This window comes from Actinomadura rugatobispora (assembly GCF_042656285.1).
In the GTDB taxonomy this organism is placed as follows: Bacteria; Actinomycetota; Actinomycetes; order Streptosporangiales; family Streptosporangiaceae; genus Spirillospora; species Spirillospora rugatobispora.
The window spans coordinates 74,011-94,751 of sequence record NZ_JBHSON010000018.1 but is presented as its reverse complement, the minus strand read 5'-3'; the positions used below and the strand labels follow the sequence as shown (position 1 = coordinate 94,751).

Here is a 20,741-nt window from a genome sequence, read left to right as displayed (position 1 = left end):
GCAACTTCCAACCATGATGAACCGGGGACAAAAGTATTAACCCGACATGGCTAGTCCCCGATCGCGAAAATGATTACTCTGCGCTCGGAGGATCATGCTTCCGGAGCGAAAGGAACACGGAGCGTCACTTATGGCGATCATGGAGAGGGGCAACTCCCAGGAGGCCCGCGGGCAGCCTCAGCAGACCCCTGACGACGCCGACGGCGGCCGCCCGTCCGGCCGCCCGCCCCTGCGCGACACCGTCGACGACGCGCTCAAGGACCCCCGGATCAAGCGGTGGCTGGTGCGCGCCGGGATCGCGGTCGCGCTGTGCCTGCTGCTCACGCTCATCTTCGGCCTGCGGATCGGGCTCACCGTGGCGGTGCTGGCCGTGGTCGGCGACGTCGTCCGGAGTTCCCGCAAGGACTCCAGCGTCCCGGCCTGGCAGAAGTCCTCGGCGGCCGAGCGCCGCACCGAGAAGCAGCTGCGCTCGCTCGAGAAGGGCGGCTACCGCGTGCTGCACGCGCGCGCCGTCCCGCGCGACGACGAGGGCGTCAGCGACGGCCGGATCGACCACCTGGTCATCGGCCCGAGCGGCGTGTACGCCATCGACTCGGAGAAGTGGGACAAGCGCCTCCCGGTGCGGACCCTCTCCCACCGCAAGCTCTTCCACGGCCCCTTCAACAAGAAGGACCGGCTGGACGAGGCGCGCTGGGAGGCCGACCAGGCCAGCAAGATCATCGCGGCGGGGGTCGGGTTCGAGGTGCCGGTCCAGGCGTCGGTGGCCATCTACGGGCCGTCCATCCCGTGGAAGGTCATGCGGGTCCGCGACGTCGACGTCTTCGCGGGCAACCGGGCGCGGGGCTACCTGCGCCGCCGTCCCAAGGTCCTGACCGAGACCGACGTGCAACGCATCTACCAGGCCGCCCGGGACTCCCTGCCGCCCAAGTACCCCGACGCGGAGTAAGGGCCCCGGCTCAACGACGAGCCCCCGAGGAGGGGCACCTCGTCCCCGGCGAGGTGCCACTCCGCATCCCCGACTTCCAACGCCGGGACGCTTCGCGTCCCGGCGTTTCGCCGCGCGTTGATACCATCGTTCGATACGGGCCGGCCCTACATGACCTCTGCGGAGCCGGCGGCAGCGCCGCGATCCGCCGCTGCGTCCACATTCAGCGCACGTCACAGGTTGGGAGAGGTCCCTCATGCCCCCGCTCAGGTCACGCACCGTCACCCACGGCCGCAACATGGTGGGCGCCCGCGCCCTCATGCGGGCCAGCGGCGTAGCGCGGGAGGACTTCGGCAAGCCGATCGTGGCGGTCGCCAACAGCTTCACCCAGTTCGTGCCCGGCCACGTCCACCTGCGCGAGGTCGGCGACATGGTCGCCGCCGCCGTCAGCGAGGCCGGGGGCGTCCCCCGCGAGTTCAACACCATCGCCGTGGACGACGGCATCGCCATGGGCCACGGCGGCATGCTCTACTCGCTGCCGTCCCGCGAGCTGATCGCCGACGCCGTCGAGTACATGGTCAACGCGCACTGCGCGGACGCCCTGATCTGCGTGTCCAACTGCGACAAGATCACCCCCGGGATGCTGATCGCCGCGATGCGGCTGAACATCCCGACCGTGTTCGTCTCCGGCGGCCCGATGGAGGCCGGCAAGCCGGTCGAGGGCGTGCGGGACGGCCACAAGCTCGACCTGATCGACCCGATGATCGCCTCCGCGGACGACTCGGTGTCCGACGAGACCCTGGCCCAGATGGAGGAGGCGGCCTGCCCGACCTGCGGTTCCTGCTCGGGCATGTTCACCGCCAACTCCATGAACTGCCTCACCGAGGCGATCGGCCTGGCCCTGCCCGGCAACGGCACCGTCCTGGCCACCCACGTCGCCCGCAAGAAGCTCTACGCCGACGCCGGCCGCACCGTCGTGGAGATCGCCCAGCGCTACTACGAGCAGGACGACGACTCCGTCCTGCCGCTGAACATCGCCACCCGCGACGCGTTCGAGAACGCCATGGCCCTCGACATCGCCATGGGCGGCTCGACCAACACGATCCTGCACCTGCTGGCCGCCGCCCACGAGGGCGCCGTCGACTTCGGCCTCAAGGAGATCGACGAGCTGTCCCGCCGGGTGCCGTGCATCTGCAAGCTGGCCCCCGCCACCCCCAAGTACCACGTCGAGGACTGCCACCGCGCCGGCGGCATCCCCGCCCTCCTGGCCGAACTCGACCGCGCCGGGCTGCTCAACCGCACCGTCCACACGATCCACTCGTCCTCCCTCCAGGAGTTCCTGGCGAAGTGGGACGTGCACTCCCCCGACGTGCTCCCCGAGGCCGTGGACATGTTCCACGCCGCCCCCGGCGGCGTCCGCACCACGCAGGCCTCCGGCCAGAACGCCCGCTGGGAGACCCTCGACCTCGACCGCGAGGCGGGCTGCATCCGCGACGCCGAGCACGCCTACACCACCGACGGCGGCCTGGCCGTCCTGTTCGGCAACATCGCCCCCGACGGCGCCATCGTCAAGACCGCCGGCGTCGAAGAGGAACTCTGGACCTTCACCGGCCCCGCCGTCGTCTTCGAGAGCCAGGAGGACGCCGTCGAGGGCATCCTCGGCGACAAGGTCCGCGAGGGCGACGTCGTCGTGATCCGCTACGAGGGCCCCAAGGGCGGCCCCGGCATGCAGGAAATGCTGTACCCGACCAGCTTCCTCAAGGGCCGCGGCCTCGGAAAGGCCTGCGCGCTGGTCACCGACGGCCGCTTCTCCGGCGGCACCAGCGGCCTGTCCATCGGCCACGCCTCCCCCGAGGCCGCCGCCGGAGGCACCATCGCCCTGGTCGAGAACGGCGACCGCGTCGTCATCGACATCCCCCGCCGCACCCTCCAGCTGGACGTCCCCGAAGAAGAACTGGCCGTCCGCCGCGAAAAGCTCCTGGCCGACCTGGGCGGCTACCGCCCCCGCGACCGCCACCGCCCCGTGACCGCCGCCCTCCAGGCCTACGCAGCCATGACCACCTCAGCCTCCACCGGCGCCGCCAGAGACATCAGCCAGCTCTAGCCACGATCGTCCCCTCTCCCAGGGCGAGCTCGATAAGCTGAGGTGAACGCCGCTCACTCAGGGGGAAACCTATGTCTCTCGGTGCTTCGGAGCAGCCGCTCATTCCGCAGCCTCCGGCCACGGTGACCGCGTTGCGTCAGGCCGTGGCACAGGTTTCCCCTGCGGCACTGCCGGCGTTCACTCGCGAACTGGACCAGGCTGCGGACGAGGCCCGGCTGGGGTCGGACCTCGGGCCGCTGCGGCGTTTCTCTCGACAATGGGCGATCTACGTCCATATCCACCGGCAACCACACCTGGCAGCTCGGTTCCGGGAGCTTGAGGATCGCGCGCAGCGCGGAAATGCCGCCCAAGCCCGCGCGGCCGCCGTGGAGCTCGGGCGCATTCTCGACGAGGCGCAGGCCGCACTCTCCGAGAACACGCGCTCTTGAGCGACCAGTGGGCATGGGAATACTCCCCGGATCACTCACACGTCGCCGGCGGTATTCCAGCCGCCGTAATCAAAGAGGTCGAGCGACTCGCGGACCAGCTCGTCGAACTCGCCGATGTGGGCGTGGACGTTTCGGAGCTCGGGGAAGGCCCTCACGCGGGAGGTCTACGAAGGATGAACGCCGCAAATGGCTGGTTCTACTTCCTGGCCTCACCGCACGATCGGTTGATCATCATTGTGAGGATCATCCCGCCGTTCGCTGACTTGTGAACGCCGCGGTCAGGAGCAGCAGCCTCCGCCGCAGCAGCCGCCTCCGCCGCTGGGCGGGGGCGGGGCCGGGGCGGGACCTCCTCGGCCCATGACGGCGACCGTGGACAGCAGCTTGACGGTGTCATCATGACCGTCGGGGCAGGCGGCGGGCGCGGACGCCTCGCTCATCGGGCGCGAGACCTCGAAGGTGGACCCGCAGGCGCGGCAGCGATAGTCATAACGTGGCACGCCCCCAAGGATATAAACCCGGGAGCCCGGTCGGCTACGACGACCTCAGCCGACTTACGTCCGCGACAACCTCGGCCCGCCTGCCCAGCCCCGTGGAGACCCCCGGGCGTGCGAGCGCGTCCGAAGGCCAGCCGGGTTCGAAGCCGAAGGCGAGAATCCGGCTGATCGCGAAGCGATGCAGCGCTCGCCGCGAGCGCGACAAGCGACGAGCCGCCAGGCGAGGAGCGCAGCTCGCGCTCGCAATAAACACTACGCTGCAGGTTCTGTTACGTAGGGGGCCCATTGGGGGTCGCCGTCGTGGATGACGCCTATGAGTCTCCAGTGGGCGCCGCGGGGGACGCCGGGGATGATGTTGAGGGTCCAGCCGATCTCTTCGAGGAGGCGGTCGGCCTTGCGGTGGTTGCAGGTGGTGCAGGAGGCGACGCAGTTCTCCCAGATGTGCTTGCCGCCGCGGCTGCGGGGCTGCACGTGGTCGATCGTCTCGGCGCGGTGGCCGCAGTAGGCGCAGCGGAAGTTGTCGCGCCGCATGAGCGCGGCCCGGGTCAGGGGGACGCGGGTGCGGAACGGGATCCGTACATACCGGCGGAGCCGGATGACGGAGGGGACCTCGATGGACATGGTGGCCGAGTGGAGTACGGCGCCGGTGGCGTCGGTGTGGACGACCTCGGCCTTCTCCCTGAGGACCAGGCACACGGCCCGGCGCAGCGGGAGCGTCGTCAGCGGTTCGTAAGTGGCGTTCAGGAGGAGGACCTGTCTCATCAGACGCCCTCCACCGGGCTCTGCTTCGCCTCGGCGGACGCGGGCGACCGCGCCTCACACCGAGGCCCGAGTATTGTCTCCGGCACCTGCGAACCCGCCATGAGGACCTCCCCAGGGGCGAACCGACCCGCAATCAGTGTGGCGCCTGAGAAGGCGGTCCGCTACCCCATTAATCCCCACATGCGCTCCAGATCGAACGCAAAGGGCTGCTGTCATCACGGAAGGTGAGTTCTTGCTGCCCTTCCGTCACGAAGTCGTCGCGTACCAGGGAGTGATGAGCGCGCTTCGTTTCACGGTGATGTTGGGGCGAGGTTGGGGGGATTCGTCCCTTTCGGGGGGCAGGGCGCCGGTGGAGGGGCGTTCGGGCGGGGTGGGGGCGGTGGCGGGCAGTTGCCAGGTGACCCTGCCGCGGATCTGGACCAGGCCGGTGACGTCGTCCGGCAGGTCGGCGGTCAGGGTGCCCTGCTTCTTCTGGCGGGGGTTCAGCGTGCGGTAGTCGCATCTGACCGTCCGGCGGGTCACCTTGCAGGGGGCGCTGATCGAAACGATCTTGAGGTTGGGCTTGATGCGGTGGAAGAGCAGGACGCCGCTCACGGGGCGGTCTCCGGTGTTGCGGAGCGCCCAGCGCCAGATGACCTGGTCGCCGGTCTGGGAGAGCTCCGGGGGCGAGTAGGTGAAGTCGACCTTCCCGTCGGGGGCCGGGGCGGCGGCCGACGGCGGGGCCAGGGCCGCGGCGGTCGCGGCCGCGGCGGCGAGGACGGCGAGGCGCGCGGACGACCTGGTCTTCATGATCAACCCCCGTTGGACGATCCAGTGATCGGCTTCCCTTCTACCGGAGAGGGCCCGCGCGACACGCCCGCCTCGCCGCCCCCTGGCACGGCCTTTGCCTTGCGGCGGTACGGGTACGGAACGGCAGCCCGGCCGCATAAGGTGCAGATCATGAGCCGACCGCCGTACCCGCCCGCGCAGCGCGAGGAGATCGTCGAGACCCTGCACGGCCACCAGGTCCCCGATCCCTACCGGTGGCTGGAGGCCAGGGAGGACGGCGACACCGAGGCGTGGCTGACCGCGCAGGAGCAGCTGTTCCACCGGTTCGTGGACGATCTGCCCGGCCGCGACCGGCTCCGCGGGCGGCTGCGCGAACTGCTCGGCGCCGGGAGCGTCGGCGCCCCGGTCTGGCGGGGCGAGCGGCGGTTCTTCACGCGCCGTACCGCCGAGCAGGAGCATCCGGTGCTCTACACGGTCGACCCGGACGGCTCCGAGCGGGCGCTGGTCGATCCGATGGCGCTGGATCCCGGGGGCACCACGACGCTGGACGGCTGGCAGCCCGACAAGGAGGGGCGGCGGCTGGCGTACAAGATCTCGACGGGCGGTGACGAGGAGTCGCTGCTGTACGTGATCGACGTCGCGTCCGGCGAGCGGGTCGAGGGCCCGATCGACCGCAGCCGGTACGGCTCGATCGCGTGGCTGCCCGGCGGCGAGGCGTTCTACTACGTCCGGCGGCTGCCGCCCGAGGCCGTCCCCGAGGGCGAGGACCAGTACCACCGGCGGGTCTACCTGCACCGGGTCGGCACCGATCCCGGCACCGACGTCCTGATCTTCGGTGCCGGGATGGAGAAGACCAACTACTACGGCGCCGGGGTGAGCCGCGACGGGCGCTGGCTGACGATCTCCGCGTCCCAGGGCACGGCGCCGCGCAACGACCTGTGGATCGCCGATCTGACCGCGGCGGGCGGCGCGGAGCGGCCCGCGCTGCGTCCCGTCCAGGAGGGCGTGGACGCCGGGACGGGGCTGCACGTCGGCCGCGACGGCCGCGCCTACGTGTTCACCGACCGCGACGCGCCGCGCTCGCGCCTGTGCGTCACCGACCCGGCGGATCCGTCGTACGAGAACTGGCGTGATCTCCTCCCGCAGGACCCGGAGGCGGTGCTGACCGACTTCGCGATCCTGGACGGGCCGGACCTCGGCGACCGCCCGGTGCTGCTGGCCGCCTGGACCCGGCACGCGATCAGCGAGATCACGGTGCACGACCTGGCGACCGGCGAGCGGACCGGCACGGTGCCGACGCCGGGCCTGGGCACGATCGGCGGCATCGTGGAGCGGCCGGAGGGCGGCCACGAGGCGTGGTTCGGCTACACCGACAACGTCACGCCCACCGGGGTGCTGCGCTACGACGCCCGCACCGGGGAGGTCGGGGTCTGGGCGAGCGCGCCGGGCACCGTGGAGGTGCCGGAGCTCGAGGCGCGGCAGGTGGCGTACGAGTCGTACGACGGCACCGAGGTGCGGATGCTGGTGCTCTCCCGTCCCGGCGCCGGCGGCGAGGGGCCGCGGCCGGCGATCCTGTACGGCTACGGGGGTTTCAACATCTCGCTCACGCCCGGGTACTCGGCGAGCATCCTGGCCTGGGTGGAGGCGGGCGGCGTCTACGCCGTCGCCAACCTGCGCGGCGGGTCGGAGGAGGGCGAGGAGTGGCACCGCGCGGGGATGCGCGACCGCAAGCAGAACGTCTTCGACGACTTCCACTCCGCCGCCGAGAGGCTGATCGCGGACGGGCTGACCGCTCCCGACCGGCTGGCGATCTCCGGCGGTTCCAACGGCGGGCTGCTGGTGGGCGCGGCGCTCACCCAGCGTCCCGACCTCTACCGGGCGGTGGTGTGCTCGGCGCCGCTGCTGGACATGGTCCGGTACGAGCGGTTCGGCCTCGGCCGCACCTGGAACGACGAGTACGGCACCGCCGACGACCCGGAGGAGCTGGGCTGGCTGCTGGCGTACTCGCCGTACCACCGTGTGGAGAAGGGGGTGTCCTATCCGGCCGTGCTGTTCACGATCTTCGACAGCGACACCCGGGTGGACCCGCTGCACGCCCGCAAGATGTGCGCGGCGCTCCAGCACGCGACGGCGGGTGACGCGCCGATCCTGCTGCGGAACGAGTCGGAGGTCGGGCATGACGCCCGTTCGGTGAGCCGTTCGGTGGGGCTGATGACCGACACGCTGTCGTTCATGGCGGCCCAGACGGGCCTGGCCCTCTGAGCGGCGCCGCGGCGTCGTGACGTAGCGTGGCATGCATCACAACCTGGGCGAAAACAGGGCGAACCCAATTGACGGGTGATCGAATAAGGGGGTGACGGCCTCGATGGTGCGCGGCGGCGCCGCGCGTGGGGGTCCTTCCGGGAAGGGCCACGCACGCGACGGCTCCGTGCGGGAACGGATCCTCGGCCTCCTCGACGTCCCCCCGCCCGCCGCGTCCGATGCCGGCCCCGGCTACCTCGACCTGATCGGTCCCGAGGAGGAGCCGCCGCCGTCCATCGCCCAGCGGGTCATGGAGTCGACGTTCCTGCCGCGGATCTACGAGCGGTACTGGCGTCCCATCGGCTTCAACCTGGCCAAGGGCTGGCCGGTCGGCCCCGACACCGCCGCCGAGCACGCGCTGGCCCGCACCTGGCTGGGCCTGGGCTCCCCCGGTCCGGCCGGTCGCGGCACGGACGGCCGGCGGACCGGCCCGCCGGACATGACCGTCCTGGACGTGGCGTGCGGCCCCGGCAACGTCACCCGCGCGCTGGCCGCCGGGGTCGGCGAGGACGGGCTGGTGGTCGGGCTCGACCGCGCCGCCGGGATGCTCGACCGCGCCGCCGCCGACACCGCCGAGCCGCAGGTGGGGTACGTGCGCGGGAACGCGGCGGACCTGCCGTTCCGGGACGCCTCGTTCGACGCCGTCTGCTGCTTCGGCGCGCTCTACCTCTTCGAGGACCCGTGGGGCGCCCTCGACTCCATGGTGCGCGTGCTGAAGCCCGGCGGGCGGCTGGTCGTCCTGACCAGCCGGCGTCCTCCGCTCCCGCTGGCCCGTCTCGGCGGACGGGCCGTCACCGAGATCACCGGGGTCCGCCTGTTCGGGAGCGGCGAGGTCACCGGGTTCCTGCGCGGGCGCGGGCTCACCGAGCTCAAGCAGCGCCGCTATCCGGCGATGCAGGTGGTGGGCGCACGGAAACGGGTCCCGCCCGTCCGCGCGCGGCGCTGAAAGGTGCTCCGCTGAAGGGACGGCCAGGGGAAGACTCCCGAGATCGCGGTGGTCCCGCACCGGGCCGCGCCGCCGGCGCGAGGCCACCGCGACTCGGGTTCCGCCGTCCCTTCAGCGGAGCTGCTCGGGCACCCCGTCCCGAGCGGCTCAGCGGAGGGTTTTCTCCAGGTAGATGTTGACGATGCCGCCGATCACCTCGCGTCTGGTCTCGTTCCAGCCGAAGCCCCGGTAGAGCTGCAGCGCGGGCCCCTGCAGTTCGGTGGTGTCGGCGCGCAGCACCCGGTAGCCGTACTCGGCGGCGCGTTCCTCCAGTGCCGCCACGACCGCCCGGCCGTACCCGCGCCGCTGCGCGCCGGGATGGACGCGCAGCCGCACCATCTCGACCGCGTCCAGCGCGGGGCCGCCCGTGACGTACCCGCCGAGGGCGCGGTCACGGCCCGCCGGGACCAGATCGGCCCGCCGCAGCCCGCCCATGGCGACGATGCGGCCGTTCGCCTCGCCGACGATGAACTCCCCGTCGTTGCGGAGATAGATGTCCTCCATCCGGAAGAAGTCGTGGTCGTAGTAGACGCCGTCGCCGGGCCGCAGGCCGACCTGGGCCAGGCCCTCGCGGTGCAGTGACAGGACGGTGTCGTGGTCGTCGGCGCGGTAGCGCCGCAGACTCAGGTCGTCGAACCTCCAAATCGGCGGCTCCGCCTGGATCCGGACCAGGGTCCGGGCCCGGGCGGCGCCGTCCGCGGCGGCCGCCGTGGGACGCTCCGCGTCCCCCGCGGCGCCACCGCTCCCGGGGGCGCCGTCACGCGTTTCCATCTCGGTCAGACTTGCTCGGACGGCGGCACGGCGGGCGGGGAGCCGGTGGTGGGACTCCTCACCGGCGCCGACAGCGCCTCGTAGAAGTCGTTCAGGGCCGCGATCTGGCCGTGCTTGGCGTTGACCGCGGCGCCGATCTGCCGGGCCCGGTGCACCAGGATGTCGGAACGGTGCTCGGGCGGCAGGTCGAGGATGGCGTCGCGGCCGGCCTGCAGCGCGGCGTCGGGATGGCCCGCGTGCAACTGGCAGGCGGCGCGGTCGAGGCGCACCAGGGTGCGATCGACCCGGTCGGTGGGCGCGTAGAGGGTCAGGGCCCGGCTCAGCACCTCGTCGCCCTGCCGGTGATCGCCGAGATTGGTGAAGGTGTCGCCCTCGTAGAAGGCCATCTGCCGGTCGGTGAACCCGAACGCCAGGTCGCTGGTCTGCTCCGTGGTGAGCTGGTCGAACACCGCCCGGCCGCGGACCAGGGCCCGGCGCGCGCTGGGCGCGGCGTCGCCGCGCCCGCGCATGGCCAGCAGCCCGAGCGCCCGCGCCTCCACGGCCGGGGCCATGGCGGCCGCGACCCCGGGACTGCGGCCGGCCAGGTCCTGCGCCTTGCGCGCCAGGTGCAGCGCCTCGCGCGGGTCGCCGTAGTACATCGGCACCAGCGACTCGCGCACCGTCACCCAGGCGCGCAGGTGCCGGTCGCCGGTCTCGTCGGCGGCCGTGCGCGCGGTGCGGAAGAACGAGCGGGCCAGCCGGTGGTCGCCCAGATTGATCATGATCAGCCCGGACAGCCCGGACAGCTGGGCCGCGATGCGGCACAGCCGTTCCTGCAGCTCGACCGGCTGCCGCTTGTCGGCCATGCGGCGGACCTCGCTGAAGTCCAGCAGCACATCGCACAGCATCCGGAGGGACGGGGTGGCCTGGTACTGCCGGCCGTATCCGAGGGTCGTCTCCTCCCACTGGTCCAGCATGGTCGGTGAGACGGTGGCGCTGACCAGGGTGTCGTCCATCTTGCGTCGTAGGTTGTCCACTGCGCCCAGGAACTGGCCGTCGAGCGCCACGCCCGCTCCGGCCAGCAGCTGCAGAAGGGTTCTGCGAAGCACGATGTCCTCCTCTCCAACATCGATGGAAGCGGGGCCGCCGGCGCGGTCAGGGCCCCGGGTTTCACTGACGGGAATCCAATAACGGTCGCCCGGGCTGGGGACGACCATGCCGACCAGGGGCTGGTCGGGGACCGGCGCGATGGAGCGCCCCAGGGGGTGCTCCGGTACGCGCTCAGGCGCGTACCGCGGCGCCACGGGGGAGGCGCCGCCCGGCGCGGCCGCGTGGCCACGGCCGCAGATACAGGGACTCTGGTAGCCGAGTTCGTCGGGTTCGACCCGATAGACGGCGCAGAGGTAGTGAAGGTACTCGGGCCCCGGACGCTTGTAGCCGCTCTCGTACGCCGACAGCAGGGTCTCCCCGAGCCGGGGAACGGGTTTGCCGGCGACCTCGTACAGCGCCTTCACCTGGGCGACGATGTCGGACAGAGCGACACCATGGGACAAACGGTGCGCCTTGATCCGGCTGGTGCCGAAAAGCGGCCCGCATTGATCGTGGATTTCCTCCGCGATCTCCGCGGGGCCACGCCCTCGGGCCAGACCGCGCGCGCGTATTCCGCGCGCTATGTCCGTTTCTTTCCGGGGGGTGTCCGACATCGGTTCCGGCCTCCTCACCGCTGAGCCCGGAAGGCGGGGTGCCGGGGGGATTCCCGCCTCAGGGTCACGGCGACCAGGTCAATGGATGGCCACGAGAGATAATCTCTCGCGCACAGAGCGTAACTCCCGCAACGGGACCGGCCAAGCCATTCCGGGGAATCACGGGCGCTTCGGAGGGTGCTTCGGGCCCCGGGGGTAGAGATTCTTCCTCCGGACGGGGGCATTCCTCTCCCGGCGGAGGCGATACCGCTATCCCGTGCACGGCGGCGCCCCTTGACCGCGTGCGTGAGAGTTGCAATTCTCGCCGCGAGTAACCGAACGGACCCAGAGAGTTCGATCAGCGCACGCATCGGCGGGGCGCCGCGAGCGGCCTCACGGCACGGACGACGGAGGGGGTGTTGCAAGTGGGCACCGACAGGCGCACGGGCTACCTGGAGGAGCTGGAGCACGAACTCGACACGCGCGGCCTTGTGGCCCGGGTGGTGCGGACCCGCTCAGGCCCGGTCTTCCTCCGGGTCGTCAACCCGGACGCGGCGAGCCTCGCGGAGGACGTCACCTGCGCCCCCGCCCCCGAGTCCCACGACCACTACTACTGGTGGTCCTGGGGCGAGCGGATGCACCGCGTGGACGATCCGGGCGGCGCCGCCGTCAAGCTGGCCCGCGTGCTGCAACCGCTTCCGAGCGAGACGCTCCACCCCGAATCGCTGCACGGTGAGCCGCTGCACGGCGAGTCCCTGCGCGCCGCACCGCTCCCCGCCGGGCCCCTCCCCCAGGAGCCGCTGTCCCCGGCGCACCGCCCGAAGACGCACCTCCCCCAGGCGCACCTCCCCGTCGGGAAGCGCCCCCTGAGAGCTCAGCCGCCGGAGACGGCGGCTGCGGAACGGCCCACCGGCCGCTCCTGAAAGACCGGGCGTGTCCCGTGCGGTCGCGGCCGAAACGGCGCGGCAGCCGCCGGCCCACGGGACACGTTCGCCCGATGCACCCGGCCGACCCGCCTCACCCCGGAAGGAGACGGCACCACCGGACCAGAGAGCGTCCCACCGGACACCGGGCCGCCGCCCGGACCGGCCTGAGCGCCGCCCTGACGGCGCCATCGCGGCGCCCCTGCCTTCCGGCGGTGGCGGAAGGGCGGGCCGCATTGGGCACCTGCCCGTGCCCTGGCACGGCCTACCGGCCGACAGTTCGTTCCGCCCGCGCCGCGGGCGGAACGGCGACCTCGGGGACCGGGGCACGGGCAGGCGGACTCTTCGCCACCGACCCGCACGGTGGCCGATCACGACTTGGGGGGCGTGCCGCGAGGGGAAAATTGCCGTGCATTCCGGACATGGCTTGATAACCGGGGCGCGGCGCGACCGGCCGCCGGACCTGGAGCGTGATCCTGGCCGCTTCAGGCCCCCGCCCGGACGATCACCCTCAGCACGCCGCGTCCACGACGCCGCGGGCCCCCTCCCCGCCTCCGTATGCCCAGGTCAAAGCCATACCGCTGACCCGGCCCCACCCCCGTGCCGACGCCCGCGATCCGCCTCCCCGCCCCTCCCCGGCCGGGACACCACACGCCCCCCGCGCAGTACGAACCGCTTGTCGCCGTCCCTTACGATCAGGCTCGTACCGCGCCGGGTCCTGCCCCTGAGAGGGCCGGGTGCGGCAACGCGACACCCACATCCGGCCGGGGAGGGTCTGCCCCCTATGTCACTCACCCTTGAGCCCCTCGTGCTGCCCTGGGCACAGGACGGCACGCCCGAGACCGCCTGCCGCAGCAAGACCCCCAGCGTCGCCTGCCGCGTGGTGTGGAACATCTCGCACAACGACGACTTCACCGGGTTCTTCCGCAACTGGCTCGACCGGCCGCTGACCACCGTCTTCTGGATCATCGTGATCCTGGTGATCGCGCTGGTGCTGCGGGCCATGGCGCACCGCATGATCACCCGGATCACGCTGCGGATGGCCGAGAGCACCATGTCGGAGAAGGTCCGCGAGCGCAGCCGGACGGTGTTCGACGGCAGCCCCGCGCTGCTCAACCAGCGGCGCGCCCAGCGGGCCAGGACGATGGGATCGGTGCTGCGCAGCATCTCCTCCATCGTGATCATGGGGACGGCGTTCTTCAGCGTCCTCGGCCAGCTCGGGCTGAACCTCACCCCCGTGCTCGCCAGCGCCACCGTGATCGGCATGGCGGTCGGCTTCGGCGCGCAGAACATCGTCAAGGACTTCCTGGCCGGGCTGTTCATGCTGCTGGAGGACCAGTACGGGGTCGGCGACGTGATCGACGTGGGCAGCGCCAAGGGCACCGTCGAGGCGGTCACGCTGCGGGTCACCCGGATGCGGGACGTCAACGGCGTGGTCTGGTACGTGCCGAACGGGGAGATCAAGAAGGTGGGGAACGAGTCCCAGAACTGGGGCAGGGCCGTGCTGGACATCCCCGTCGACATCGGCGAGGACGTGGAGAAGGTCAAGGAGATCCTCAAGGCCACCGCCGACGAGCTCGCGGCGGCCCCGGACTGGGACGAGCTCATCCTGGAGGAGCCGTCGGTGTGGGGCGTGCAGGCGCTGGCGGGGGACGCGGTGATCGTCCGGATGGTGCTGAAGACCGCCCCGGGACGGCAGGCCGACGTCTCCCGCGAGCTGCGCGAGCGGGTCAAGAAGGCGTTCGACGAGGCGGGCATCGCCGTGGCGACCCCGGCCGTCGCCGGCTGACCGCGTCCCGGACCGCGATCAAGGTGAACGATCCCTCTCGGAGCGGTCCCGCTCTCACATAAGGTGGACAGCGCTATGGCGCAACAGGTGACCTTTTACGAAGCGGTCGGCGGCGAGGAGACCTTCCGGCGGCTGGTGCACCGCTTCTACCAGGGAGTCGCGGACGACCCCGTGCTCCGTCCCCTCTACCCGGAGGAGGATCTCGGCCCGGCCGAGGAGAGGCTGCTGCTCTTCCTCATCCAGTACTGGGGCGGCCCCAACACCTACAGTCAGCAGCGCGGGCATCCGCGGCTGAGGATGCGGCACGCCCCGTTCGTGATCGGCGAGCCCGAGCGCGAGGCGTGGCTGCGGCACATGCGGGACGCCGTGGACGATCTGGATCTCCCCGAGGATCTGGAGAAGATGCTCTGGGACTACTTCACGATGGCCGCCCGCAGCATGGTGAACGCCCCGTCCCTCTAACCGGCGCCTCCACCGGCCGCCCCCGGAAGACGGGGACGGCCGGTGACTCATTTCAGAGGGGCGGACGCTGCAGCTGGAGCGGGTCCGTGGCGTCGGCGGGCGTGGTGGTCAGCACCTGCGCGCGCTGCGTGGCGCCGGCCCAGCGGAGCAGGTCCGCGATGGCCTTGGACCGCTGCTCGGCCGGCAGCTTGTCGATGAGCCGGCCGCTGTGGTTCATGCCGGGCGCCTCGTACACCGCGGAGTCCTTGCTGCCCTTGCCCAGGCGGAACCGCTCCGAGCCCCACGGGTCGTTCTCGCCGTACAGGAACATCAGGCGGCTGCCGTGGTCGCGCACCCAGCGGTCGATGTCGCGCATGGCCCGCCCGCCGTCGAACCGCATCGGGATGTCCCGGGGGACGTACGTGCGGGGCTGGTAGCTGCTCTCGTAGCGCAGCAGGGGCCGCAGGTGCTTGAACTGGGGCGAGCCCCAGCCGAGCTGCGTCCCGGCCTGGTAGTAGTACGGGATGTACGGCGCGAGGCCCTGGTCGGTGTAGAAGGAGATCCCGGCGATCTCGTCCAGGGTCTTGTAGAGGACGTCGTCGGTGGCGTCGAGCGGCGGCAGGGCCGCGCAGTCGGACTGGAGCTTGTACTGCCAGAAGCCCCACTCGAAGTCCATGACCGAGTTCTCGAAGGCCCGGTCCGGGTCGCGGAGGATGGAGAACGTCCAGCCGTTCCCGGCGGCGTCGGCCTTGAACCTCTCCAGCATCGCGGGGCGCCGCTTGAGGAACTCGCGCGCCAGGCTCTTGATGTGGGCGCGGCACGTGTCGTCGGTGCCGACGGTGGCGAAGAACCTGTCGTACCGGCTGTCCTCGTCGTTGTCGACGTCGTTGGGCGCCACGTACACGACGCTGCCGTCGACGTCGTTCGGGTAGAACCGCTTGTGGTAGACGGCCGTCATGCCGCCCTTGCTGCCGCCCGTGGAGATCCAGCGGCTCTGGTAGATCTTCTTCAGCGCGCCGATCAGCCGGTGCTCGTCGGTGGCGGCCTGCCAGATGGTGTCCTTCGTCCAGTCCGTCGGCTCCGGCCTTGAGGGCGTGAAGTAGCGGTACTCCACCGAGATCTGGTTGCCGTCCACCAGCGCCGTCGGCTCCGACCGGAACATGGTCTCGGGGGTGTCGTAGCCGCTGGTGTAGAGCACCATCGGCCGCTCCGCCGCCTTGTGCTGGAGCATGATCCGCTGCTCGAACCACTGCCCCTTGGGACGCCGGTGGTCCACCGGCTGCCGGTAGTTCAGCCAGAACCAGCGGTGGCCGGGCAGCGTCGAGGGCTTCTCCTCGACCTTCATGCCCGGGATCGCCTTGAGCCGCGCGGCGATGTCCTCCGCCGCCGTCGGTGCCGCCTGGACGCCCTGGACCGCCGTGCCGGTCATCCCGGCTGCCAGCAGCAGGGCCAGCACCCCTTGTGAGACGCGCCGCATCTTTTCCCTTTCGCGTGGGATCACCACAATTCGCCAGGTGACACTAAAGGGAGAAGTGCGGCCAAAACGGATTGCTGTTGCGCTTGTTACGGGTCCGTGACCCGAGGGTTGTCCCCGCCCGCGCGGCGTCATAGCGTCGGAATCGGGTGCGGCCGGCCGTGGCCGTACCGTTCCGGAAGGTGATCTCAACGGGGGAGAGACACCATGTTCATCCAGACCATCCAAGGCCATGTCTCCGGCGACACCGGCGAGCTCAAGGAGGCCATGGACCACTGGCAGCGCGACCTCGGCCCGACCGCCCCGGGCTGGCTGGGCAGCACCGCGGGGGTGACGGACGACGGGATGTTCGTCTGCCTGGCCCGCTTCGAGTCGCCCGAGGCGGCCCGCCGCAACAGCGACCGCCCCGAGCAGCACCAATGGTGGATGGAGACCTCGAAGCTGTTCGGCGGCGACGTCCACTTCCACGACTGCACCGAGACCGACACCTTCCTGGACGGCGGCTCCGACGACGCCGGCTTCGTCCAGGTCATGCAGGGCCGGATCCGCGACCTGCCGGGCCTTCGCGCCTACCTGGCGAGCCAGGACGAGTCGGCGATGCGCGAGTTCCGTCCCGACATGATCGGCAGCGTCGTGGCGGTCCAGCACGACGGCGGCTTCACCGAGGCCGCGTACTTCACCTCCGAGGCCGCGGCCAGGGAGGGCGAGCGCAAGGAGCCGCCGCAGGAGATGCGCGACGAGATGCAGAAGATGATGAGCTTCTACGAGGGCGAGTGGACCTACCTCGACCTGAAGGAGCCCTGGCTGTACTCGCCCACCGCCTGACTCAGACCTTCCCGCCGGTCAGCAGGTGGGCCACCAGCCAGCCCAGCCCCAGCAGCAGGACCACCCGGCGCAGCTGCCACCCCGCCGGCTTGCCGCGGACGGCGAACACGCGCCAGATGACCTCGGAGAGGGTGTCACCGGGCTGCCGGTTGAAGACCGCCGGCAGCTCGATGGCGAAGAACATCATGATCCAGAAGATCCATGCGGCGAGATAGGGGGACATCGATCACCTCGGGGGGAAAGGGCGTCACCTGCTTACTCCCCGTGATCGGAGATCGTCACGCGCACGGCGGGTGCAGCGCGACTCCGTCGTCCCAAGGAGCCAGCCGCTCGAAGAGCCGCTCGTCGTGCCAGCGGCCTTCCACGTGAATGTGCCGACGCGACACCCCGACCGGGGTGAACCCGTTGCGTTCCAGCACCCGCTGCGACGCGTGGTTGTCCACGCGCGTGAACGCCTCGACACGATGCAGCCCCAACTCGCGGAAGGCCACCTGAAGGGCCTGCCGCACGGCCTCGGTCGCCACGCCGCGTCCCGCGTGGGCGAAGGCCACCCAGTAGCCCACGAAGCAGCTCTGCAACGGCCCGCGCAGGATGTTGTTGAGCGTGATGCGCCCGGCGACCTGACCGTCCACCAGAACAACACCCGGCCACATCTCGCCGGCCCCGTACGCGTCGAGGAGGTCGTCCAGGTTCGCGCGCTGCCCCTCCACGGTGAAGTAGGCGTCGTCCCGTTCGGGCTCCCAGGGGCGCAGATACTCGCGGTTGGCAACGCACAGGCGGGCCAGCGCCCCGGCGTCGTCCGGCCGCACGACCCGCAACTCCACCAGGGACCGGCGGACAACCGTCTCGGTCATGCCGCGACGTAGCGGCCGATGAACTCCCGCTCCTTCTCGGTGAACCGCCGCAGCCGGTTCGCCTCCGGGTCGAACGCCACCAGCACCGACATCGCCTCCGCGTACACGTGCTCGTCATCGCGGACCTCGTAGGCGAGCTTGAACGACGCCGCCCGCGCCTCCGTCACCCAGGTCTCCACCCGAATCGGGTACACGGTCGGCAGCAGCGGCCGCCGGTAGTCGATCTCGTGCCGGGAGATCACCATCCCGCGGATCGGCTGCTCCCCCTTCCGGACGGGGTCGCCGTGGAACATCTCCAGCCGCGCGTCCTCGAGGAAGCCCAGGAACTTGACGTTGTTGACATGCCCCTGCGAGTCGATGTCACCGAACCGCAGACGGAACTCGTAAACATGGCGGTACTCGGCCGGAGGGAGCTCGTTGTCGGACATGTCCTCGCCTGGGGCTCGCGAACAGATCGCGCCGATGCTACCCCAGCCACCTCCCTAGTCATCGTGTGCCCGTCGTCCCAAGCCCAGGCCACAATCCCCACCCCGTTAAGGGTCCTGGACGGCTGCAACGTAGTTCTTCACGGTGCCGCAGGAGAGATGCACCTCACTAACGATCTCGATCAACCCCACAACGCCGAACTCCCGCCCCCGGCCCCGTCCGCCCACCAGCGCGGGACGTACAAGACAACGCAGCAGTCTGCAGGCTGGCGTCTTCCCCAACCGCAGCGCGCACCTCGACCAGCAGCGCGAGCGTGGACCGCTTGACCAGAAAGCCGCAAGCACCGCTGCGCCGTCGTAACCACAACCACGCAAATCGGGTCGGCGCCCCCGATGCCGGAATGGCGTTCGGCCAACGGCCAGCCCCAGCGGGGAGCCTTAGGCATCGCGGTCCCCGCGCAGGGCCTCCACGGCCTGACAGGGCGCGCTGCCTGGCCTCCTCCACGCGGGCGAACAGGTCGGCGGCGCGTTCGGGGTCGCGGACGGCGACCAGGCAGCCCGCCTGGGCCTGCACCACGATCGCGCTCACCTCGTAGGCGACGAAATCATGCGGGTCCTGTGCCAGTTCCAGGCGCTGGCCGCCCCGAGCGTCGGCGACCGCGCGCCCCTGTTCTCCACGACCAGCGGCACCGCCAGACCGACGGCACCCACCTCCACCCCACCCGCCACCGCCGCCATCTCCACGTAGCTCAGGACGTTCCCGGCCTGATGCGGAGAGATCACACTGACCCCAACGGGATCAAGATCGTCCGCTCGGGCGAACAGAAATTTGCCACCCTGGCCTGCCCCGCCCCACCAGCCACCCAGCGCAGCCGCCGAGGCCCGCCGGGTCGCAGCGGCGCAAGCACGGGGTTCGGGCACGGCTCGCACCGGAGTGCAGGGCCACCAACGCGGTTGGTAGGCGCAGGGAAAGAGAGCACGAACGCAACCCGCAAAACCAGCGCGGAGCACGGGGCCCGGTTGGAGGCTGGAACGCCGCGGCCCGGAAGGTCGGGCCGCGGCGTTCTCGGATGGACGGGGCGTCAGTCGCGCATGAGTTTGCGGTGGGTGACGCGGTGGGGGCGGGCGGCGTCGGCGCCCAGGCGCTCGATCTTGTTCTTCTCGTAGTCCGCGAAGTTGCCCTCGAACCAGAACCAGTTCGAGCCCTCTTCCCACGCCAGGATGTGGGTGGCGATGCGGTCCAGGAACCACCGGTCGTGGGAGGTGATGACCGCGCAGCCCGGGAACTCCAGGAGCGCGTTCTCCAGCGAGCTCAGGGTTTCGGTGTCGAGGTCGTTGGTGGGCTCGTCCAGGAGGAGGACGTTGCCGCCCTGCTTGAGGGTCAGCGCCAGGTTGAGGCGGTTGCGCTCGCCGCCGGACAGGACGCCGGACGCCTTCTGCTGGTCGGGGCCCTTGAAGCCGAACGCGGCGACGTAGGCGCGGGACGGCATCTCGACCTGGCCGACCTTGATGTGGTCAAGGCCGTCGGAGACGACCTGCCACACCGACTTGGCCGGGTCGATCCCGCCGCGCCCCTGGTCGACGTAGGAGATCTGGACGGTCTCGCCGACCTTCAGCGCCCCGTTGTCGGGCTTCTCCTCACCGACGATCATGCGGAACATCGTGGTCTTGCCGACGCCGTTGGGGCCGATCACGCCGACGATGCCGTTGGGCGGCAGGTTGAAGGACAGGTTCTCCATCAGGAGCCGGTCCTCGAAGCCCTTGGTGAGGTCCTCGGCGACGATCACCGTGTTGCCCAGGCGGGGGCCCGGCGGGATCTGGATCTCCTCGAAGTCCAGCTTGCGGGTCTTGGCCGCCTCGGACGCCATCTCCTCGTACCGCTGCAGACGCGCCTTGCTCTTGGTCTGCCGGGCCTTGGGGTTGGACCGGACCCACTCCAGCTCGTCCTGGAGGCGCTTCTTGCGCTTGGCGTCCTTGTTGCCCTCGACCTTGAGCCGCTCGGCCTTCTTCTCCAGGTAGGCCGAGTAGTTGCCCTCGTACCCGAAGAGGCGGCCCCGGTCGACCTCGCAGATCCAGCCGGCCACGTTGTCGAGGAAGTACCGGTCGTGGGTGACGGCCAGGACGGTGCCCTCGTACTTCTCCAGGTACTGCTCCAGCCACTGCACGCTCTCGGCGTCAAGGTGGTTGGTGGGCTCGTCCAGCAGCAGCAGGTCGGGGTGCTCCAGCAGCAGCTTGCACAACGCGACGCGGCGGCGCTCCCCACCCGACAACTGGGTCACGGGCAGGTCGCCCGCCGGGCAGCGCAGCGCGTCCATGGCCTGCTCGAGCTGGCTGTCGAGGTCCCAGGCGTTGCGATGGTCGAGCTGCTCCTGCAGCTTGCCCATCTCGTCCATCAACTCGTCGGAGTAGTCGGTCGCCATCTTCTCGGCGATCTCGTTGAACCGGTTGAGCAGCGCCTTGGTCTCGGCGACGCCCTCCTCGACGTTGCCGAGGACCGTCTTCTCCTCGTTGAGCGGCGGCTCCTGCTGCAGCATGCCGACCGTGAAACCGGGCATGAGACGGGCGTCACCGTTGGAGGGCTGCTCCAGGCCGGCCATCATCCGCAGCAGCGTCGACTTGCCCATCCCGTTGGGGCCGAGGACACCGATCTTGGCCCCCGGCAGGAAGCTCATGGTGACGTCGTCAAGGATGACCTTGTCACCGTGCGCCTTGCGCACGCGCTGAAACGTGAAGATGTACTCCGCCATATCGTCAAGCCTAGGGGGTCTCGGGCACCATTCGTTGCAGCCGCGGCCAAGCACCGTCCGGCCG

The 20,741-nt window shown here is 70.7% G+C and carries 20 protein-coding genes; 10 read left to right on the top strand and 10 right to left on the bottom strand.

The window, feature by feature from the left end; translation table 11 throughout:
- Positions 1-130: 130 nt before the first annotated feature.
- The 3 genes from ACFPZN_RS15320 (at position 131) to ACFPZN_RS15310 (ending at position 3,457) form a co-directional block, all read left to right on the top strand.
- Complete coding sequence (locus tag ACFPZN_RS15320; protein WP_378282616.1) at positions 131-946, top strand: nuclease-related domain-containing protein; 816 nt, start codon at positions 131-133, stop codon at positions 944-946.
- 235 nt (positions 947-1,181) lie between these two features.
- Positions 1,182-3,029 carry a dihydroxy-acid dehydratase gene (ilvD, locus tag ACFPZN_RS15315; protein ID WP_378282615.1) on the top strand — a complete coding sequence of 616 codons (1,848 nt, stop codon included), beginning with the start codon at positions 1,182-1,184 and terminating at the stop codon, positions 3,027-3,029.
- A gap of 71 nt (positions 3,030-3,100) precedes the next feature.
- A complete protein-coding gene (locus tag ACFPZN_RS15310; RefSeq protein ID WP_378282614.1) occupies positions 3,101-3,457 on the top strand; it encodes a hypothetical protein in 357 nt (118 codons plus the stop codon).
- A gap of 278 nt (positions 3,458-3,735) precedes the next feature.
- On the opposite strand, the gene ACFPZN_RS15305 is transcribed toward ACFPZN_RS15310, so the two are convergent.
- The 3 genes from ACFPZN_RS15305 to ACFPZN_RS15295 all read right to left on the bottom strand — a co-directional run bounded on the left by ACFPZN_RS15305 (position 3,736) and on the right by ACFPZN_RS15295 (position 5,502).
- Positions 3,736-3,954 carry an FmdB family zinc ribbon protein gene (locus tag ACFPZN_RS15305; protein WP_378282613.1) on the bottom strand — a complete coding sequence of 73 codons (219 nt, stop codon included), beginning with the start codon at positions 3,952-3,954 and terminating at the stop codon, positions 3,736-3,738.
- A 249-nt stretch (positions 3,955-4,203) separates the two neighbouring features.
- Positions 4,204-4,713, bottom strand: coding sequence for an HNH endonuclease (locus tag ACFPZN_RS15300; protein ID WP_378282612.1), 510 nt, complete (start codon positions 4,711-4,713; stop codon positions 4,204-4,206).
- A gap of 246 nt (positions 4,714-4,959) precedes the next feature.
- The gene (locus ACFPZN_RS15295) at positions 4,960-5,502 is read right to left on the bottom strand and encodes a hypothetical protein (RefSeq protein WP_378282611.1); all 543 of its coding nucleotides are present in this window, start codon (positions 5,500-5,502) and stop codon (positions 4,960-4,962) included.
- A gap of 150 nt (positions 5,503-5,652) precedes the next feature.
- Here ACFPZN_RS15295 and ACFPZN_RS15290 point away from each other — a divergent pair, with 150 nt between their 5' ends.
- Both ACFPZN_RS15290 and ACFPZN_RS15285 read left to right on the top strand, forming a co-directional pair.
- Positions 5,653-7,743 (top strand): prolyl oligopeptidase family serine peptidase, encoded by a 2,091-nt coding sequence (locus tag ACFPZN_RS15290; protein ID WP_378282610.1) that lies wholly within the window; start codon positions 5,653-5,655, stop codon positions 7,741-7,743.
- A 91-nt stretch (positions 7,744-7,834) separates the two neighbouring features.
- Entirely contained in the window at positions 7,835-8,728 is an 894-nt protein-coding gene (locus ACFPZN_RS15285) for a class I SAM-dependent methyltransferase (RefSeq protein WP_378282609.1), read from the top strand.
- Positions 8,729-8,875: 147 nt separating this feature from the next.
- On the opposite strand, the gene ACFPZN_RS15280 is transcribed toward ACFPZN_RS15285, so the two are convergent.
- Entirely contained in the window at positions 8,876-9,538 is a 663-nt protein-coding gene (locus tag ACFPZN_RS15280) for a GNAT family N-acetyltransferase (RefSeq protein ID WP_378282608.1), read from the bottom strand.
- Between the two features lie 5 nt (positions 9,539-9,543).
- Complete coding sequence (locus ACFPZN_RS15275) at positions 9,544-11,220, bottom strand: helix-turn-helix domain-containing protein (protein ID WP_378282607.1); 1,677 nt, start codon at positions 11,218-11,220, stop codon at positions 9,544-9,546.
- A 404-nt stretch (positions 11,221-11,624) separates the two neighbouring features.
- On the opposite strand from ACFPZN_RS15275, the gene ACFPZN_RS15270 reads away from it, so the two are divergent.
- The 3 genes from ACFPZN_RS15270 to ACFPZN_RS15260 all read left to right on the top strand — a co-directional run bounded on the left by ACFPZN_RS15270 (position 11,625) and on the right by ACFPZN_RS15260 (position 14,373).
- Positions 11,625-12,122, top strand: coding sequence for a hypothetical protein (locus ACFPZN_RS15270; protein WP_378282606.1), 498 nt, complete (start codon positions 11,625-11,627; stop codon positions 12,120-12,122).
- A 784-nt stretch (positions 12,123-12,906) separates the two neighbouring features.
- Positions 12,907-13,911, top strand: coding sequence for a mechanosensitive ion channel family protein (locus tag ACFPZN_RS15265; protein WP_378282605.1), 1,005 nt, complete (start codon positions 12,907-12,909; stop codon positions 13,909-13,911).
- Between the two features lie 87 nt (positions 13,912-13,998).
- The gene (locus tag ACFPZN_RS15260; protein WP_378282604.1) at positions 13,999-14,373 is read left to right on the top strand and encodes a globin; all 375 of its coding nucleotides are present in this window, start codon (positions 13,999-14,001) and stop codon (positions 14,371-14,373) included.
- Positions 14,374-14,425: 52 nt separating this feature from the next.
- Here ACFPZN_RS15260 and ACFPZN_RS15255 read toward each other — a convergent pair whose 3' ends face one another.
- The gene (locus tag ACFPZN_RS15255) at positions 14,426-15,829 is read right to left on the bottom strand and encodes a S28 family serine protease (RefSeq protein WP_378282603.1); all 1,404 of its coding nucleotides are present in this window, start codon (positions 15,827-15,829) and stop codon (positions 14,426-14,428) included.
- A gap of 204 nt (positions 15,830-16,033) precedes the next feature.
- On the opposite strand from ACFPZN_RS15255, the gene ACFPZN_RS15250 reads away from it, so the two are divergent.
- Positions 16,034-16,651: a hypothetical protein gene (locus ACFPZN_RS15250; RefSeq protein ID WP_378282602.1), complete on the top strand. Its 618-nt coding sequence runs from the start codon at positions 16,034-16,036 to the stop codon at positions 16,649-16,651.
- 1 nt (position 16,652) lies between these two features.
- Here ACFPZN_RS15250 and ACFPZN_RS15245 read toward each other — a convergent pair whose 3' ends face one another.
- Genes ACFPZN_RS15245 through ACFPZN_RS15235 form a run of 3 tightly spaced genes read right to left on the bottom strand, consistent with a single transcriptional unit; the run spans position 16,653 to position 17,933 of the window.
- Positions 16,653-16,874 carry a hypothetical protein gene (locus ACFPZN_RS15245; RefSeq protein WP_378282601.1) on the bottom strand — a complete coding sequence of 74 codons (222 nt, stop codon included), beginning with the start codon at positions 16,872-16,874 and terminating at the stop codon, positions 16,653-16,655.
- 55 nt (positions 16,875-16,929) lie between these two features.
- Positions 16,930-17,505 (bottom strand): GNAT family N-acetyltransferase, encoded by a 576-nt coding sequence (locus ACFPZN_RS15240; protein WP_378282600.1) that lies wholly within the window; start codon positions 17,503-17,505, stop codon positions 16,930-16,932.
- Positions 17,502-17,933 carry an acyl-CoA thioesterase gene (locus tag ACFPZN_RS15235; protein WP_378282599.1) on the bottom strand — a complete coding sequence of 144 codons (432 nt, stop codon included), beginning with the start codon at positions 17,931-17,933 and terminating at the stop codon, positions 17,502-17,504. The genes ACFPZN_RS15240 and ACFPZN_RS15235 overlap by 4 nt, the downstream gene beginning before the upstream one ends.
- Before the next feature lie 604 nt (positions 17,934-18,537).
- Here ACFPZN_RS15235 and ACFPZN_RS15230 point away from each other — a divergent pair.
- Entirely contained in the window at positions 18,538-18,678 is a 141-nt protein-coding gene (locus ACFPZN_RS15230; protein WP_378282598.1) for a hypothetical protein, read from the top strand.
- A 334-nt stretch (positions 18,679-19,012) separates the two neighbouring features.
- Here the strand turns inward: ACFPZN_RS15230 and ettA are convergent, their stop codons facing one another.
- Positions 19,013-20,677: an energy-dependent translational throttle protein EttA gene (gene ettA, locus ACFPZN_RS15225; RefSeq protein WP_378282597.1), complete on the bottom strand. Its 1,665-nt coding sequence runs from the start codon at positions 20,675-20,677 to the stop codon at positions 19,013-19,015.
- Between the last annotated feature and the right edge of the window lie 64 nt (positions 20,678-20,741).

Excerpts from the sequence above, each read along its gene's own strand:
- ACFPZN_RS15320 (WP_378282616.1), top strand. The coding sequence starts at position 131 with ATGGCGATCATGGAGAGGGGCAACTCCCAGGAGGCCCGCGGGCAGCCT.
- ilvD (WP_378282615.1), top strand. The coding sequence starts at position 1,182 with ATGCCCCCGCTCAGGTCACGCACCGTCACCCACGGCCGCAACATGGTG.
- ACFPZN_RS15310 (WP_378282614.1), top strand. The coding sequence starts at position 3,101 with ATGTCTCTCGGTGCTTCGGAGCAGCCGCTCATTCCGCAGCCTCCGGCC.
- ACFPZN_RS15300 (WP_378282612.1), bottom strand. The coding sequence starts at position 4,713 with ATGAGACAGGTCCTCCTCCTGAACGCCACTTACGAACCGCTGACGACG.
- ACFPZN_RS15295 (WP_378282611.1), bottom strand. The coding sequence starts at position 5,502 with ATGAAGACCAGGTCGTCCGCGCGCCTCGCCGTCCTCGCCGCCGCGGCC.
- ACFPZN_RS15290 (WP_378282610.1), top strand. The coding sequence starts at position 5,653 with ATGAGCCGACCGCCGTACCCGCCCGCGCAGCGCGAGGAGATCGTCGAG.
- ACFPZN_RS15280 (WP_378282608.1), bottom strand. The coding sequence starts at position 9,538 with ATGGAAACGCGTGACGGCGCCCCCGGGAGCGGTGGCGCCGCGGGGGAC.
- ACFPZN_RS15275 (WP_378282607.1), bottom strand. The coding sequence starts at position 11,220 with ATGTCGGACACCCCCCGGAAAGAAACGGACATAGCGCGCGGAATACGC.
- ACFPZN_RS15265 (WP_378282605.1), top strand. The coding sequence starts at position 12,907 with ATGTCACTCACCCTTGAGCCCCTCGTGCTGCCCTGGGCACAGGACGGC.
- ACFPZN_RS15255 (WP_378282603.1), bottom strand. The coding sequence starts at position 15,829 with ATGCGGCGCGTCTCACAAGGGGTGCTGGCCCTGCTGCTGGCAGCCGGG.
- ACFPZN_RS15250 (WP_378282602.1), top strand. The coding sequence starts at position 16,034 with ATGTTCATCCAGACCATCCAAGGCCATGTCTCCGGCGACACCGGCGAG.
- ACFPZN_RS15245 (WP_378282601.1), bottom strand. The coding sequence starts at position 16,874 with ATGTCCCCCTATCTCGCCGCATGGATCTTCTGGATCATGATGTTCTTC.
- ACFPZN_RS15240 (WP_378282600.1), bottom strand. The coding sequence starts at position 17,505 with ATGACCGAGACGGTTGTCCGCCGGTCCCTGGTGGAGTTGCGGGTCGTG.
- ACFPZN_RS15235 (WP_378282599.1), bottom strand. The coding sequence starts at position 17,933 with ATGTCCGACAACGAGCTCCCTCCGGCCGAGTACCGCCATGTTTACGAG.
- ACFPZN_RS15230 (WP_378282598.1), top strand. The coding sequence starts at position 18,538 with ATGCGGGTCCTGTGCCAGTTCCAGGCGCTGGCCGCCCCGAGCGTCGGC.
- ettA (WP_378282597.1), bottom strand. The coding sequence starts at position 20,677 with ATGGCGGAGTACATCTTCACGTTTCAGCGCGTGCGCAAGGCGCACGGT.